The 14077-nt window shown below is 66.3% G+C and carries 18 protein-coding genes; 7 read left to right on the forward strand and 11 right to left on the reverse strand.

What is annotated here, in order from left to right:
- Positions 1–15 precede the first annotated feature (15 nt).
- The 4 genes from nusB to DESFRDRAFT_RS01595 form a co-directional block, all read right to left on the reverse strand.
- Positions 16–504, reverse strand: coding sequence for a transcription antitermination factor NusB (nusB, locus tag DESFRDRAFT_RS01580; RefSeq protein WP_043793612.1), 489 nt, complete (start codon positions 502–504; stop codon positions 16–18).
- A gap of 48 nt (positions 505–552) precedes the next feature.
- Complete coding sequence (gene ribH / locus DESFRDRAFT_RS01585; protein ID WP_005990460.1) at positions 553–1023, reverse strand: 6,7-dimethyl-8-ribityllumazine synthase; 471 nt, start codon at positions 1021–1023, stop codon at positions 553–555.
- Between the two features lie 60 nt (positions 1024–1083).
- Positions 1084–2307, reverse strand: coding sequence for a bifunctional 3,4-dihydroxy-2-butanone-4-phosphate synthase/GTP cyclohydrolase II (locus tag DESFRDRAFT_RS01590; RefSeq protein WP_005990462.1), 1224 nt, complete (start codon positions 2305–2307; stop codon positions 1084–1086).
- A gap of 144 nt (positions 2308–2451) precedes the next feature.
- Positions 2452–2928, reverse strand: a complete 477-nt coding sequence (locus tag DESFRDRAFT_RS01595) for a VOC family protein (RefSeq protein WP_005990463.1) — start codon at positions 2926–2928, stop codon at positions 2452–2454.
- 277 nt (positions 2929–3205) lie between these two features.
- Here DESFRDRAFT_RS01595 and DESFRDRAFT_RS01600 point away from each other — a divergent pair, with 277 nt between their 5' ends.
- The 3 genes from DESFRDRAFT_RS01600 to DESFRDRAFT_RS01610 are packed head-to-tail and all read left to right on the forward strand — an operon-like array spanning position 3206 to position 5690.
- A complete protein-coding gene (locus DESFRDRAFT_RS01600; RefSeq protein WP_199533102.1) occupies positions 3206–3949 on the forward strand; it encodes an ABC transporter permease in 744 nt (247 codons plus the stop codon).
- On the forward strand, positions 3946–4749 hold the full coding sequence (locus tag DESFRDRAFT_RS01605; RefSeq protein ID WP_005990468.1) for an ABC transporter ATP-binding protein: 804 nt from the start codon (positions 3946–3948) through the stop codon (positions 4747–4749). The genes DESFRDRAFT_RS01600 and DESFRDRAFT_RS01605 overlap by 4 nt, the downstream gene beginning before the upstream one ends.
- Positions 4746–5690: an ABC transporter substrate-binding protein gene (locus DESFRDRAFT_RS01610; RefSeq protein ID WP_005990470.1), complete on the forward strand. Its 945-nt coding sequence runs from the start codon at positions 4746–4748 to the stop codon at positions 5688–5690. The genes DESFRDRAFT_RS01605 and DESFRDRAFT_RS01610 overlap by 4 nt, the downstream gene beginning before the upstream one ends.
- A gap of 3 nt (positions 5691–5693) precedes the next feature.
- On the opposite strand, the gene DESFRDRAFT_RS01615 is transcribed toward DESFRDRAFT_RS01610, so the two are convergent.
- The 7 genes from DESFRDRAFT_RS01615 to DESFRDRAFT_RS01645 form a co-directional block, all read right to left on the reverse strand.
- Positions 5694–6125, reverse strand: a complete 432-nt coding sequence (locus DESFRDRAFT_RS01615) for a DUF4019 domain-containing protein (protein WP_005990472.1) — start codon at positions 6123–6125, stop codon at positions 5694–5696.
- A 25-nt stretch (positions 6126–6150) separates the two neighbouring features.
- Positions 6151–6804, reverse strand: a complete 654-nt coding sequence (locus DESFRDRAFT_RS01620; protein WP_005990474.1) for a riboflavin synthase — start codon at positions 6802–6804, stop codon at positions 6151–6153.
- A 43-nt stretch (positions 6805–6847) separates the two neighbouring features.
- Positions 6848–7339 carry a hypothetical protein gene (locus tag DESFRDRAFT_RS01625; RefSeq protein WP_005990476.1) on the reverse strand — a complete coding sequence of 164 codons (492 nt, stop codon included), beginning with the start codon at positions 7337–7339 and terminating at the stop codon, positions 6848–6850.
- A 36-nt stretch (positions 7340–7375) separates the two neighbouring features.
- Positions 7376–7852: a methylated-DNA--[protein]-cysteine S-methyltransferase gene (locus tag DESFRDRAFT_RS01630; protein WP_005990478.1), complete on the reverse strand. Its 477-nt coding sequence runs from the start codon at positions 7850–7852 to the stop codon at positions 7376–7378.
- 176 nt (positions 7853–8028) lie between these two features.
- Positions 8029–8268 carry a type II toxin-antitoxin system BrnA family antitoxin gene (brnA, locus tag DESFRDRAFT_RS01635; RefSeq protein WP_005990480.1) on the reverse strand — a complete coding sequence of 80 codons (240 nt, stop codon included), beginning with the start codon at positions 8266–8268 and terminating at the stop codon, positions 8029–8031.
- Entirely contained in the window at positions 8258–8518 is a 261-nt protein-coding gene (locus DESFRDRAFT_RS01640) for a BrnT family toxin (RefSeq protein ID WP_005990482.1), read from the reverse strand. Before DESFRDRAFT_RS01640 ends, brnA begins: the two co-directional genes overlap by 11 nt.
- 60 nt (positions 8519–8578) lie before the next feature.
- Positions 8579–9499, reverse strand: coding sequence for a TIGR01212 family radical SAM protein (locus DESFRDRAFT_RS01645; protein ID WP_005990483.1), 921 nt, complete (start codon positions 9497–9499; stop codon positions 8579–8581).
- A 107-nt stretch (positions 9500–9606) separates the two neighbouring features.
- Between DESFRDRAFT_RS01645 and DESFRDRAFT_RS01650 the strand changes: the two genes are divergently transcribed.
- From DESFRDRAFT_RS01650 to mrdA, 4 genes are all read left to right on the forward strand, one after another.
- Positions 9607–10647 carry a rod shape-determining protein gene (locus DESFRDRAFT_RS01650; RefSeq protein WP_005990485.1) on the forward strand — a complete coding sequence of 347 codons (1041 nt, stop codon included), beginning with the start codon at positions 9607–9609 and terminating at the stop codon, positions 10645–10647.
- A gap of 166 nt (positions 10648–10813) precedes the next feature.
- Positions 10814–11743, forward strand: coding sequence for a rod shape-determining protein MreC (gene mreC, locus DESFRDRAFT_RS01655; RefSeq protein ID WP_233489539.1), 930 nt, complete (start codon positions 10814–10816; stop codon positions 11741–11743).
- Positions 11740–12210, forward strand: coding sequence for a hypothetical protein (locus tag DESFRDRAFT_RS01660; protein WP_005990489.1), 471 nt, complete (start codon positions 11740–11742; stop codon positions 12208–12210). Before mreC ends, DESFRDRAFT_RS01660 begins: the two co-directional genes overlap by 4 nt.
- The gene (mrdA, locus tag DESFRDRAFT_RS01665; protein ID WP_005990491.1) at positions 12200–14071 is read left to right on the forward strand and encodes a penicillin-binding protein 2; all 1872 of its coding nucleotides are present in this window, start codon (positions 12200–12202) and stop codon (positions 14069–14071) included. The genes DESFRDRAFT_RS01660 and mrdA overlap by 11 nt, the downstream gene beginning before the upstream one ends.
- Positions 14072–14077: the final 6 nt, after the last annotated feature.

Here is a 14077-nt window from a genome sequence, read left to right on the forward strand (position 1 = left end):
TGGACGCAGTGCGGGTTAGAGGTCCTTGTGGATTTCGAATTCCCCGCTGTCAACGGCCTTGGCGATGGCGTCGAGGATGCCGTTGATGAAGTTGCGGGAGTTCTCGTCGCCGTAGCGTTTGGCCAGCTCGATGGCTTCGTTTAAGGCCACGCGCAGCGGAATGTCCGACCGGTAGAGGATCTCGTAGACAGCCAGGCGCAGGATGGTCAGCTCCACCTTGGCGATGCGGGACAGCTTCCAGTTCTTGGAAAAACGCACGATATGCGCGTCCAGTTCCCGCTGGTTGGTCCAGACGCCGGAGACGAGTTCCCAGGCGAATTCCTGGCCCGAGCCGTCCTCGCCTTCGGCCACGTCGTGGGGACAGCGGGCAAAGACCCGGCGCAGGGACCGCTCGTCGGCGGCGGATTCGAAAATAAGACCGTAGAGGCACTCGAAGGCCTGCTTGCGCGCCTTGCGGCGGGAAACGGGCTTCTTGTCCCCGTTGTGGGAGGCTTCTTCTGGCATGGGGGCGGCTTTTTCTGACATGGCGGTTTGGGCGGCGACGGGCATGGGTTAGAGTTGCTCCATAACCCGCACCATCTCGAGGACGGCGGCGGAGGCTTCCACGCCCTTGTTGCCGGCCTTGGAGCCGGCGCGCTCGATGGCCTGCTCCAGGGTGTCCACGGTCAGGACGCCGAATCCCACGGGCACGTTCGTTTCGAGCATGACGTGGGCGAGCCCCTTGACGCACTCGTTGGCCACGTACTCGAAATGGGGGGTGGCGCCGCGGATGACCGCGCCGAGGCAGATGACGCCGTTGTACTTGGCCGAGGCGGCCAGCTTCTTGGCGGCCAGCGGAATCTCGAACGCGCCCGGCACGCGCACGATGGCGATGTCGTCCCGGTCGGCCCCGTGGCGGGTCAGGTAGTCGATGGCCCCGCCCACGAGGCGGTCGGTGATGAAATCGTTGAAACGGCCGGCGACGATGGCGAATTTGAGGCCTTTGGCGTCAAGCTGGCCTTCGATGGTGGTCACGTGCTGCATGGCGATTCTCCCGGGCGGGGCCGCCCGTTTGGGGATTGCGAAATAACGTCTTCTTCCTGGCTACTCGGCCGCCTGCTGGTCGGGCAGATGGAGCAGATGCCCCATGCGGTCGCGCTTGGTGGTCAGGTAGCAGGTGTTCTCGGCGCAGGGACAGGTCTCGATGGGCACCCGGTCCACCACTTCCAGGCCGTAGCCCTCCAGCCCCACGATCTTTTTGGGGTTGTTGGTCATAAGCCGCATCTTGGATACGCCGAGGGCCACCAGAATCTGGGCTCCGGTGCCGTATTCGCGCAGGTCGGCCTTGAAGCCGAGCTTCAGGTTGGCGTCCACGGTGTCGAGGCCCTGTTCCTGGAGGGCGTAGGCCTTGATCTTGTTGGCAAGCCCGATGCCCCGGCCTTCCTGGCGCATGTAGAGGATGACGCCCTTGCCCTCGGCCTCGATCATGCGCATGGCCTCGTGGAGCTGGTTGCCGCAGTCGCAGCGAAGCGACCCGAACACGTCGCCGGTGAGGCACTCGCTGTGCACGCGCACCAGCACGGGTTCATCCGGGTGGATGTCGCCCTTGACCAGGGCGATATGGGTCTTGTTGTCCTCGCTGGCATCGAAGGCGATGGCCCGGAAGGTGCCGAAGGCTGTGGGCAATCCGGCTTCGGCCACCTTAGTCACGGCGAGCCGGCCGTACTTCATGCGGTAACGGATGAGGTCGGCCACGGTGGCGATCTTGATGTTGTGCTTCTCGGCGAATTCCATGAGGTCCGGCATGCGGGCCATGTTGCCGTCCTCGCGCATGATCTCGCAGATGACGGCGGCGGGCTTGAGTCCGGCGAGCCGGGCCAGGTCCACCGAGCCCTCGGTCTGGCCGGCCCGGTCGAGGACGCCGCCTTCCTTGGCCCGAAGCGGAAAGATGTGGCCCGGGGTGACGAGGTCGTCGGGACCGGCGCCGTCGGCCACGGCGGCCAGGATGGTGGTGGCCCGGTCGAAGGCGGAAATGCCCGTGGACACGCCGACCTTGGCCTCGATGGAAACGGTGAACCCGGTGCCAAACGGCGACTTGTTGTCGTTCGTCATCATGGGCAGCCCGAGCTGGTCGACCATGTCCGGGGCCAGCGACAGGCAGATGAGCCCCCGGCCGTGGGTGGCCATGAAATTGATGGCTTCGGGGGTGACCTTTTCGGCGGCTATGGTGAGATCGCCTTCGTTTTCGCGGTCTTCGTCGTCGACGAGAACAACCATCCTTCCGGAGCGGATTTCCTCGATGGCTTCCTCGATGGGGCTTATGCGCATTGTGGGTATACCTCGTTGGGGGGCCGTGATCCGGCGCCTGTGGAAAAGACCGAAGACCCGGCCGGGCCGGGTCCAAGGGGGAGATAATCTACGCGACCGGGGTTGGCAAGGCAAGAAGGCGAAGGCGTCGCGTCGCGAGAGCTCCTAGGAGCCGAGGGCGGCGCGCACGAAGGCCGCCGGCATCATCGTGGCCTTGCCTATGGCCGCTTCGTCCAGACCCGAGGCGGCCATGCGCCGCACCACCGTCTCCATGGGCTCGGCCACCTCGATGATGTGCCCTTCCGGGTCGCGCGCCCGGAAGCAGCGCTGGCCCCAGGGCTGTTCGGTGACGGCGCAAAGCGGCGCGGTCCGGGCGGCGACCGCCGCATACGCCGCGTCCAGTTCTTCCGTCTCGAAATAGAGTTCGAAATTGTCCCGGCCAAGGGGCCCCTCCGGCAGGGCCAGGGCGTCCCCGAATATGTGGGTGCCGGCCGTGTCCGCCCGCCACAAGGCAAACCCGGCGTAGACCACGTAGCCTTCGAGGATCAGGCTCGGCGTCTGGCCCAACACCTCTTCATAAAAGGCGCGGGCGGCCGCCATGTCGCGCACGAACACGCAGGGGCTGTGGAAGCGGATGGGCATGAAACCTCCTGAAGCAACGTGGTGGGGCCCCAATACCGGCTGACGGTCCGGCCGTCCAGCCCCGCCGCGGAACCGGCGTCGCAATTGACCGGCGGCCTGGACGTATGCCAGAATGTAAGGATCTGTTGCGGGGGTGTGCTTCGCGCCTGTCGCAAGCGATACGGTTGGCGACGGAATGCTGTGCTCTTGAGGTCGGATGGCATTTTCCTTTGACAAGCGGCTTTGCCCCGGGAGTCTGCGGGGTTTTCTTGTAGCCCTTGCCGGCCTTTTCGTTCTCTTGGCTGTTTGGCAAATTGTCGCAATAGCCATTTCCACCCTGCGTGACGTTCCCTTTCCCACACCGTTGCAGACCGGCCGCCGTCTCCTCGAGCTGCTCGCCGGCGCGCGACTGAACGGCCACGACATCCTGACCCATGTCCGGGCCAGTCTCGGCCGCTGGCTGGCCGGGCTGGGGATCGCCGCCACGGGCGGTATCGCCTACGGGGTGCTAGCGGCGCGGTTTCCGCTGTTCGAGGCCGCCGCCGGCCAGATCCCGCGCCTGTTCCTGCTCGTGCCCGGCCTGGCCTGGATCCCGGTGGCCATTTTGGCCTTCGGCATCGGCCCGGCGGCCACGGTGTTTATGATCGCGGCCACGGCCTTCGCCCCCATCGCCGTGGGCGTGCTTTCCGGCATCCGGGGCGTGGACCCGGCGCTGGTGCGCGCGGCCGGGATGCTCGGAGCCGGGAGAAACGCGCTTTTTTTCCGGGTGCTCCTGCCGGCCGCTCTGCCCATGGTCATAACCGGCCTGCGCATCGGCTGCGGCACGGGCTGGCGGGTGCTGGTCGCGGCCGAGATGGTCGTCGGCGCGGGCACCGGCCTTGGCTATTCCATCATCCAGGCCCGCTGGACCCTCGACTATCTTTCCTCCTTCGCCTGTCTGGTCATCATCTGCGCCATCGGCTTTTTCGTGGAAGGCGTGCTGCTCGGCCGTCTGGAGGCCGTGACCGTGCGGCGCTGGTCCCTGGACCGGGAGCGGCCGTGAACGGGGATGCGCGGGCCGTGGTACGCCTTGAGGCCGTGACCCACTGGTACGGGGCCGGGGGCAGGCCGGCCCGGCCGGTGCTGGCCGATTTTTCCCTGCTTGCCGCGCCGGGCGAGTGGCTGTGCGTGCTGGGACCGAGCGGCTGCGGCAAGACCACGCTTTTAAACCTCGTGGCCGGGTTTTTCGCGCCGCGCCGGGGGAAGGTGCTTTGCGGCGGCCGGTCCGTGGCCGGTCCCGGTCCGGACCGGGCCGTGGTCTTTCAGGAGGCGACGCTTTTTCCGTGGCTGACCGTGGCCGGCAACGTGGGCTTTGGGCTTAAGCGGCAGGGCCTTCGAGGCGAGGCCCACGATGCGGCCGTTGCCCGGGAGATCGCGCGCATGGGGCTTTCCGGCCATGCCGGCAAGTATCCCCACGCCCTTTCCGGCGGCATGCGCCAGCGGGTGGCCATCGCCCGGGTGCTGGCCCTGTCCCCGGCCGTGCTGCTTCTCGACGAACCCTTTTCCGCCCTGGACCTGCCCACGCGCGAGCGCTTGCAGGACGAGCTGCTCGCCATCTGGGCCGAGACCGGCGCGACCGTGCTCCACGTCACCCACAGCGTGGAAGAGGCGGCCTACTGCGGCGACCGTGTCCTGGTCATGCCGCGCGCCGGCGGCGGCTGCGTCGAAGAGGTTTCCGTGGACATCCCCCGGCCGCGCGCGCGGCTCGGGCGGGAGGTGATGGGGCTCGAGGCGCGGTTGCGGCACGCGTTGCGGGCCTGTCTGTTGCAAACGCCGGCCGCGACCGAGGAGGGAAAATCGTGAAACGGGGATGGATGCTGGCGGCGGCGCTTTGGGCGCTGGCCATGAGCATGTCGTGCGGCGCGGCCCTGGCCGGGGAAGGGCCCGCGTTGCGGCTGGCCTATCAGGACCGCATCGGCAGCGTGATGCCGATCATCGCCCTGCGCGAGGGCTATTTCAAGGAAGCCGGGCTCGATTTGACGCCGTTGCAGTTTTCCAGCGGTCCGGCCTGTTCCGAGGCGCTGTATTCCGGCGCGGCGGATGTCGCGGCCATGGGCGACACGGCGGCGCTGATCATGGCGGCGCGCGCCCCCGGCATGGTGATGCTGGCCAGCCACGCCACGGGCGAGGGACGCCACCGCATCATGGTCCGGGCCGATTCGCCGCTCAAAACCTTGGCCGATCTCAAGGGCAAGAAGCTCGGCGTCAAAAAGGGCACCTCCACCTACGGCGGGGTGCTGGCGGCGCTCGACAAGGCGGGCATTCCGGCCGGGTCGGTGGAGATCATCGATCTTTCGCCCTCGACCATGACCGAGGCGCTTTTCGCCGGCTCCATCGACGCCTTTGCCGCCAGCGAACCCACGCCGTCCGTGGCCGAGACCAAGGGCGCGCGCCAGCTCGTCGACCTGTCCGGGCTCGGCAACGAGTATCCGATCATGATGCTGGCCCGCAAAAAGTATGTCGCGGCCAACAAGAAGGCCCTGACCCTGTTTTTCGCGGCGCTTAAAAAGGCCGAGGCCTACGCGGCGGCCCATCCCGAGGAGACGGCCCGGATCATGGCCGCGCAGACCGGGTTGCCCCTGCCCGCGACCAAGGCGGCGCTGGCCCGGCATATCTACAAGCTGCGCCTGGACGACGGTATCGTGAAAAGCCTGTCCGCCACGGCGGATTTTCTGGTGCGCGAAAAGGTGCTCCCGGCCGCGCCGGACATGGCCGTGGTCATCGACCGGGAGTTCGTGAACTAAGCGCTAGCGGATGAAGTAGCCCACCGCGCGCCAGGTTCCGTCGGCCTGGCGCGCGAAGGTCACGGTCTCGACGGCGCTTTTCTTCTTGGCGAAGCGGGCGTCGAAGGCCATGACGACGTACGCGCCGTCCGGAGCGCCGGGCAGGGAGGTCTTGCTCTCGGCCCGGGCGAGGCTGCGGGAGGCGAGGGCGCCGAGGGGCTGGCGAAAGGCGGTCAGGGCCTTGATCCAGTTTTCTTTCGTGACGGCGGCCTGGAAAAAGGGCGCGGCTTCCTGCCAGCTCTTGCCGTAATCGCCGGCGTCGATGAGTCCGAGCCAGGCTTTCGCGGCGGTCACGGCCGGTTTCTCCGCGTCGGTCACGGTGGCGTCGGCGGCCGCCAGGGGCGCGGCCCCCAAAAGCAGGATCAGGACGAGCAAAGAAGCGATACGCGTTTTCATGAGGTACTCCAGGTGGGTAGGGAGATCAGAATCCGTGTTGTTTCAGGAAGCCTTCCGTGATCTTCGAGGCCTTCCCGGCCTTGGCCTCCTGCCAGGGCCCGAGCATGCGCAGCACGTATTTCCCCAGCATGTCCGTCTCCATATTGAGGGAGACGCCGGGCTTCCAGGCGGCGATGGTGGTCGCGCCCTGGGTCGAGGGAATGACGTTGACCGTGAGAAACCCGTCGCCGCAGTCGTTGACGGTCAGGCTCACCCCGTCGAGGGCCACCGAGCCCTTGGGCACCACGAACGGGGAAAATTCCTCGGGAAAGGTGATCTTGTAGCGCACAGACTGGCCGAGCCGCGTCACCGACTCCACGGCGGCCAGGCAGTCCACGTGCCCGGACACCAGATGCCCGCCGAGGCGGTCGCCAAGGGCCAGGGCGCGTTCCAGGTTGACCTGGCTGCCGGGCTTGAGCTTGCCGAGGCCCGACTTGGACAGCGTCTCGGCCGAGGCGTAGGCGGTGAATTCCCGGTCCTTGGCCGTCTCCACGGTCAGGCAGGCGCCGTTTACGGCGATGGATTCGCCGATGACGATATTGTCCAGGTCGAAAAGCGCCTGGATGCGAAAGCGCGTCTCGTCGCCGCGCGCGTCCATGGCCGCCACGCGGCCAAGTCCCATCACCAGTCCGGTAAACATCGCGTATCCTTGCAAGAAGGCGGCTCGGTCGCCGCCGGGGTCGTTAGTTGACGTTGACGGATCGCAGCACCGCGTCGAACCGCTTGATCTTGTGCTCCAGCCGGCTCTTGCGCATGGCCTGGCGCTTGTCTTCCCGCTCCCGGGGCGTGTCCGGCGGCCAGCCGTAGACGTCGTCCACGAGCTCGATGATTTTGCCCACGAGGTCGGCGAACGTGTGGTCCTTGGTGTCCTCCACGCCGCTGTCCCGCTTGCCCGCATGGCGCAGCGAGGCGTGGACCTGGAGATTGACCCAGGCGGCCCGCATGGGTTTGCCCAGGCGCAGATATTCGGCGTCCGACAGATTGGCGGCCAGATCCTCGCGCAGCACCGGCTTGGTCTTTTCCCACAAGGCGACGATGTGCTGCTTGTACGTGGCGTCCCCGGGCTCATCCACGGAAAAGGCGGGACGCTCGGCGGCGCATACGGGCCGAAGCCCCAACGAAAGGAGAATGGCGGCCAACAAAATGGCCAGCCGGCCTCGATGTGCGATGTTCATGCCGTGCTCCTTCCGGGGAAACGCGCCCTGCGGCGGTCAGGCCCCCTCGCGTTGCAGCAGGTATTTTTTCATGTCCACGCCCGGGCCGAATCCGACCAGGGCGCCGCTCGATCCCACTACCCGGTGGCAGGGGATGAGCAGCGGAAAGGGGTTGGCGGCCATGACCCGGCCCACGGCCCTGGCCGCCTTGGGCCGGCCCACCCGGGCGGCCAGCCAGCCGTAGCTGACTTTTTGCCCCAGGGGAACCCGGGTCAGGGCGTTAAGCACCTGCCGGGAAAAATCCGATACGCCCCGCCAGGAAAGCGGCAACTCGGGCCAGTCCGGCTCCTTGCCGGCCACATAGCGGCCAAGCGCTGCCTGCAAGGCCTCGCCGGCCGGGGTGGCAAGCGACGGCTCCTGTCCCTCGGACCACATGAGGCGCAGTTTGAGGACCTCGCCGCCGCCCCACTCGATGCCGAGCGCCAGCGGTTTCGCCACGCACATTTCGCTCAGGGTGGGGCTGGGGCTGCTCATGGTGTGTGCCTCCGGGTGTGGTGGGGGAGGAGGCGGGTGCCTCCGGCGGCCTGGGGGACCTTTTTTGAAAAAAAGGTTCCCCAGGACCCCTCCAAAAAACTTTTCATGGGATGCGACGCTGCCGAACGAGTAATGGGGGAATTATACGCGATGGCGCCCTGGGACGCCAGGGGACGTCAGGGGCGCGGCGTATCCCCATGGTCCTTGAGGGACGCCGCGATGTAGACCTTCAGCAACGATTGCCGGGTGATGCCGAGGCGCTTTGCCTGCTTGTCCAGGGCTTCCACCATCCACAAGGGAAAATCGACGTTCACCCGCTTGACGGTCTGATTGACGCGACTGGCCTTGGCAACGTCGAGCAGATCGCCGATATCCTCGCCGCTTTCGAAGAGCGCGTCGAATTCCTTAGCCTTCATACAGCAGCACCTCATTTTTCCTGGACCGCCTGGCGGAGATGATGCGCACCGCTTGGCCCCGAAAGGTGATGACCACGCTCCAATGCTTGCCGGCGATCCGGCCGATGGCGAGAAAACGGGGTTCATCTTCCGTTTTGGCGGGAATGACCAGTAAATCGGGATCATCCCAGAGCGCCTGAATCTCGATGAAGTCAATGCCGTGCTTGGTGCGGTTGGCGTGGCTTTTGTTCGTGTCGAATTCAAAACGCATATAAAAATAGTATAAAAAAAGGAGGGAAAGTCAACCGGCGCGGAGTGCGCCGCAGCGGCGTCACGGGGGTGGGCGAGTGGCGTCGCGGCGGCAGCCCTGCCGGATGTCGCCTTCTTCGAGGGCGGCGGCGATGGCCTCGCGCACCCCGCGCTTGTCCGCCGCCCAGGCCGGGGCGACGAGTTCCCCGGGCGCGGGGTCGGCGTTTAAGCGTTCGACCACGATGTCCGGCCGCAGCCGGGCGATGGCCTCGGCGACCGCCGCGACGTATGTCTCGCGTCCAGGCGGGACGTAGCCCCCGGCGGCGAAAAGTTCCGCCAGGGACGAGCCGGCGACGACCAGCGTGTTGTGGAATTTCACCCCGGTGACGGGAAGATCATTAATAAAGGAAACGGCGGCCCAAAAATCCGCGTTCGATTCCCCGGGCAGGCCGGCCATGAGATGGGCCGTGACGCGAAGTCCGGCTTCGGCCGTCCCCCTTGCCGCCAGGGCGAAGGCGGCCGCGTCGTGGCCCCGGTTGATGCGCGTAAGCGTCGCGTCGCGAACGGATTGCAGCCCCAGGTCCAGGCAGACGTAGGGAAGGGGCACGGCGGCGAGCAGGGCGGTTTTTTCCGCGTCCAGGCAGTCCGGCCGCGTGCCCAGGCAAAGCCCGCAGACGCCGGGCAGGGCGATAAGCTCCCCAAGAAGCCCCTCCAGCCGCGAGGCCGGGCCGTAGGTGTTGGAAAAGGACTGGAGATAGGCGATAAGCGCCTCGCCGCGTCCCCGGGCCGGCGCAGTGAGCTTGTCCCATTGCGCCCGGAGCCCGAAGCCTTTATGGTACAGTCCCGTTCCCGACCCGGTGGCGTTGCAAAAAAGGCACCCCGCGCGGGAAAGCGCGCCGTCTCGATTGGGGCAGGCGCTGCCCGCATCGAGCGGTATTTTTTTTGCCCGGCGGCCGAAAATCCGCCGAAAGGCCTGGGAAAGGGTATTGTAACGCTGGGTCATGGCCGGTCGCCGGGACGGGAAATCAACCGTTGACAACGCGGTGCGAATCGGCAAACACAACGCGTTTACGAGATCACGAGAGCCGAGTTTGCGGCAAGCGAGGCGCTATGTCCAGGATTTTGGATCGCATATTGGGCCTGTTCTCCAACGATCTGGCCATCGACTTGGGAACGGCCAACACGTTGGTGTTCGTCAAGGGCAAAGGCATCGTTTTGTCCGAGCCGTCGGTTGTGGCGGTGAAAAAGGATCCTCGCGGCGGCAACAAGGTGCTTTCCGTCGGCCTCGAGGCCAAACGCATGCTCGGCCGCACCCCGGGCAACATCGTGGCCATCCGGCCCATGAAGGACGGCGTCATCGCCGACTTCGAGGTGACCGAGGCCATGTTGCGCCACTTCATCTCCAAGGTGCACAATTCCAGACGGCTCGTGCGGCCGCGCATCATCATCTGCGTGCCGACGGGCATCACCCAGGTGGAAAAGCGCGCCGTCAAGGAATCGGCCCAAAGCGCCGGCGCCCGCGAGGTCTACCTCATCGAGGAGCCCATGGCCGCCGCCATCGGCGCCAACCTGCCCATCACCGAGCCGACCTCCAACATGGTGGTCGACATCGGCGGCGGCACCACCGAAGTCGCCGTGATTTCCCTTTCCGGCGTGGTGTATTCGAAATCCGTGCGCGTGGGCGGCGACAAGATGGACGAAGCCATCATGCAGTACGTCAAGCGCAAATATAACATGCTCATCGGCGAATCCACGGCCGAACAGATCAAGATCCAGGTCGGCTCCGCCCACCACTCCACCAGCTCCGGCGAGATGGAGGTCAAGGGCCGCGACCTGGTCACGGGCATTCCCCAGAACATCACCATCACTTCCGAGGAAGTGCAGAAGTCCATCTCCGAACAGGTGGAGAGCATCGTGCAGGCCGTGCGCATCGCCCTGGAACAGACGCCTCCGGAACTGGCCGCCGACATCGTGGACCGGGGCATCGTCCTGACCGGCGGCGGGGCGCTCTTGCGCGGCCTCGACCAGCTCCTGCGCGAGGAGACTTCCCTTCCCATCACCGTCGTCGAGGACCCCCTTTCGACGGTTGTCCTCGGGTCCGGCAGGGCCCTCGACAACCTGAACGTGCTGAAGGAGGTCACGATAGATTAAACCGTCCCCCCAGCGGATCGCGATTGGCCTGCTCATCGTCCTTTTTCTCTATCTGGGCCTTTTTACCTGGAACATCCGGACAGGCTACGTCGACACGCTGGCGAGCCATACCGGATTGGAATTCGCCAGGTGGGTCCTGGCTCCGGGAAAATGGGTTCATGGGCAGGTGGCGTCGTTTTGGACCCGCTACCTGTATTTCGTGGGCATCCGGCAGCAAAACGAAGAGCTGCGTCAGGAGCTTGCGGCCGCGAAAGACGAGCTGTCCAGGCTTCGCGAGAACGCCTCGGAAGTGGAGCGCCTGCACCGGCTGTTGTCCATGACTCCGCCCGGCGATTGGACGCGCCAGGGGGCGCGCGTCATTTCCCATCGCCTGGGGCCCAACGCCGCCCTGGAAACGTTTCTCATCGACAAGGGCAGCGCCTCGGGCGTGACCACCAATACCCCCGTCGTCTCTCCGGACGGGGTGGTGGGACGCGTGCTGCGCTATTCTCCGAGCGCGGCCACGGTGCTGCTCATCACCGACCCCAACAGCCGCATCCCCGTGCTTTCCCAAGCCAACCGCACCCAGGGCATCCTCAAGGGCGAGGGCCCCGGCCACGAGCTGATCCTCGAGTACGTGCCCCAGGGCGCGCCCATCGAGGAAGGGGAGGTCCTGGTCACTTCGGGCCTGGAGGAGATTTTCCCCAAGGGCATGCCCGTGGCCAGGGTGACGTCCGTGGGGCGCTACGGGGCTTCGCTTTTCCAGCTTATCCACGCCGCGCCGCTGTTCGATCCGTTGCGCCTTGAGGAAGTGGCCCTGCTGTTCCGGACGTCCGCCGCGGGCCAGCCCGGCTCCGTCGCCGCGGACAAGGCGGCCCGCTATCCCAAGTCCCCGGCGGCCATCGCCCCGGCCACGCGTCCCGGCGACGGGCAAAAGCCGGCCGACGTGCCCAAGACGCCAGCCGCGGCCGCGCGCCAGGAAGGCGTCGCCCCCGCTTCCGCGCCCCAGGCGGTCAAGGCCGCCCCCGCCGACGGACAAAAGCACGAGACCGCCCCCGCCGACAGGGGCGAGCGCAAAAAACGCCGGAAGCCGCCCCGGCACGCGACAGGCCAATGAACCTGGGCCGCATCGTTTTCTGGGCGCTTTTCACCGTCAGCGGGGTCTGGCTCGAAAACGCCATCCCCGGGGTGGACTTTCTGGCCCCTGGCCTTATCCTGGCCATGCAGGAAGAGAAGTGGACGGTGCCCATCTGGCTCGGGCTGGCCTGGCTTTTCATCCAGGAAGGCACCGGCAGCCTGGCCTTCGGCGCGGGGCTTCTGTGGTACGGCGGACTGGCCGGCCTGTACTTTTTCGGCCACTGGCTGTTCGAAGCCCGCAATTTCCTTTTCATGTTCATCGTGGGGCTGTGCCTCGGGGTCATGCATTTCGTGCTCGTGAACCTCATGGCCCTGCTTTTGGACTGGAGCGTCCCCCTGGAGCGGCTGCTCATGGAAAGCGTGATGCAAGCGTTGATCTTCCCCGTCGAATGGGGACTCATCTACCTGATCCACCGTTATCTCCCGGATACCCCCCATGCGGCTTGACAGCGAAGCGCCCCAGCAACAGGCGCCCCGTTCCGGGCTCGTCCTCATCCAGCTCCTGGTGCTGGGCCTTTTTTGCCTGTTCACCCTGCGCCTGTGGTATTTGCAAGTCCACAAGGGGGCCAAGTTCGCGGAGATGGCCCGGGACAACCAGCTGCGGCAAGTGCTCATCAATTCTGCCCGTGGCCGCATCCTGGATAGAAACGGCGTGCCCGTGGCCGTGTCCGAGCCCTCCTTCGCCCTGGGGCTCGTGCGCGAGGACTGCGAGGACGTGCCCGGGACCCTGGCCAAGGTTTCGGAGTGGACGGGCGTGGACAAGGCGGCGCTGGCCGAGACGTTTCGGCGCGGCAAAAAGCGCGTCAAGCCCTTCGAGCCGCTGATCCTCATCACCGACCTGTCCTACGAGGCCCTGGCCCGCATCGAGGCCAACGAGATGTTCTATCCCGGCCTCACCATCGTCATCCGCCAGAAGCGCTCCTATCCCACCGGCCCGCTCATGGCCCACGTGCTCGGCTACGTGGCCGAGGCCAACGAGCAGGAGCTGGAGAAAAATCCCGAGCTGTCCCTGGGCGATTCCGTGGGCAAGCAGGGCCTGGAATACGCCCTGGAGGACGTGCTGCGCGGCTCCAAGGGCAAAAAGCAGGTCGAGGTGGACGCCTTCGGCCGCCAGCACAACGAGCAGATCCTGGAGCCGCCCCAGGCCGGCAAGGACGTGACGCTCTCCATCGACGTCAAGCTCCAGGAGGCCTGCGCCAAGCTCCTGGAGGGCCAGGCCGGGGCGCTTGTCGTCATGGAGCCCGATACGGGCAAGATCAGGGCCATGGTCAGCGAGCCGAGCTTCGACAACAACCTCTTCGTGCTCGGCGTGCCCACGGACAAGTGGAAGGAACTGCGCGACGACCCCCGCCACCCCATCCAGAACCGGGTGACCCAGGGCATCTATCCGCCGGGCTCGGTCTTCAAGCTGCTCATGGCCGCGGCCGGCCTGTCCGGGGGCTACATCAAGCCCGGCGACGTGGTGAGCTGTCCTCCGGCCTACCGGGTCGGCAACCGGGAATTCCACGACTGGAAGAAATCGGGCTTCGGGTCGCTGGCCATGCGGGACGCCCTGGTCCATTCCTGCGACGTCTATTTCTACAAGCTCGGCGACCGCATCGGCATCGACCGCATCCACGAGTACGCCCTGGCCAGCGGTTTCGGCAAACGCACCGGCATCGACCTGCCCCACGAGAAGGCGGGCCTCATCCCGTCCAAGGAATGGAAGCGCAGGCGCTTCGGCGCCGCCTGGAACCGGGGCGAGACGGTCATCGCTTCCATCGGCCAGGGCTACGTGCTGACCTCGCCCCTCCAGATCACCCGCTACGTGGCCGCCCTGGTCAACGGCGGCAAGCTCATGAAGCCCGAGCTGGTGGAAACCGAAGCCCCGAGGGTGGACGCCGACTTGCCGCTCAAGGACGCCGACCGCCAGTTCATCGTGGACTCCATGGTCGCCACCGTGGAACGGGGCACGGGCAAGTCGCTTTACCGCCCCGATGTCGTCATCGGAGCCAAGTCCGGGACGGCGCAGGTGGTCAAGCTCGTAAACCCCGACGTGCGCGTCAAGGGCAAGTTCATGCCCTACGAGCAGCGCGACCACGCTTGGCTGGCGAGCTGGGGCAAGAAGGACGACAAGACCTACGTCGTGGTCTGCATCGTGGAGCATGCCGGCGGGCATGGCGGCGAAATCTGCGGCCCCATCGAGCGCAAGGTCTTCGAGGAGCTTTTCGGCCCCGCCCCGTCCAAAAAGGCCCGCCCCGCGGCCGCGCCCGAGGCCCCGGCCCCGGAACCCGACCCGACCGCCGCCCCGGGCGAAATCCCGGATTAGACCGCA

It is taken from the genome of Solidesulfovibrio fructosivorans JJ] (assembly GCF_000179555.1).
GTDB classification, from domain to species: domain Bacteria; phylum Desulfobacterota; class Desulfovibrionia; order Desulfovibrionales; family Desulfovibrionaceae; genus Solidesulfovibrio; species Solidesulfovibrio fructosivorans.

Coding starts and splice junctions, on each gene's coding strand:
- DESFRDRAFT_RS01650 (WP_005990485.1), top strand. CDS start 9,607: ATGTCCAGGATTTTGGATCGCATATTGGGCCTGTTCTCCAACGATCTG.
- ribH (WP_005990460.1), bottom strand. CDS start 1,023: ATGCAGCACGTGACCACCATCGAAGGCCAGCTTGACGCCAAAGGCCTC.
- brnA (WP_005990480.1), bottom strand. CDS start 8,268: ATGAAGGCTAAGGAATTCGACGCGCTCTTCGAAAGCGGCGAGGATATC.
- DESFRDRAFT_RS01590 (WP_005990462.1), bottom strand. CDS start 2,307: ATGCGCATAAGCCCCATCGAGGAAGCCATCGAGGAAATCCGCTCCGGA.
- DESFRDRAFT_RS01630 (WP_005990478.1), bottom strand. CDS start 7,852: ATGAGCAGCCCCAGCCCCACCCTGAGCGAAATGTGCGTGGCGAAACCG.
- DESFRDRAFT_RS01645 (WP_005990483.1), bottom strand. CDS start 9,499: ATGACCCAGCGTTACAATACCCTTTCCCAGGCCTTTCGGCGGATTTTC.
- DESFRDRAFT_RS01620 (WP_005990474.1), bottom strand. CDS start 6,804: ATGTTTACCGGACTGGTGATGGGACTTGGCCGCGTGGCGGCCATGGAC.
- DESFRDRAFT_RS01595 (WP_005990463.1), bottom strand. CDS start 2,928: ATGCCCATCCGCTTCCACAGCCCCTGCGTGTTCGTGCGCGACATGGCG.
- DESFRDRAFT_RS01615 (WP_005990472.1), bottom strand. CDS start 6,125: ATGAAAACGCGTATCGCTTCTTTGCTCGTCCTGATCCTGCTTTTGGGG.
- DESFRDRAFT_RS01640 (WP_005990482.1), bottom strand. CDS start 8,518: ATGCGTTTTGAATTCGACACGAACAAAAGCCACGCCAACCGCACCAAG.
- mrdA (WP_005990491.1), top strand. CDS start 12,200: ATGCGGCTTGACAGCGAAGCGCCCCAGCAACAGGCGCCCCGTTCCGGG.
- nusB (WP_043793612.1), bottom strand. CDS start 504: ATGCCAGAAGAAGCCTCCCACAACGGGGACAAGAAGCCCGTTTCCCGC.
- DESFRDRAFT_RS01660 (WP_005990489.1), top strand. CDS start 11,740: ATGAACCTGGGCCGCATCGTTTTCTGGGCGCTTTTCACCGTCAGCGGG.
- DESFRDRAFT_RS01625 (WP_005990476.1), bottom strand. CDS start 7,339: ATGAACATCGCACATCGAGGCCGGCTGGCCATTTTGTTGGCCGCCATT.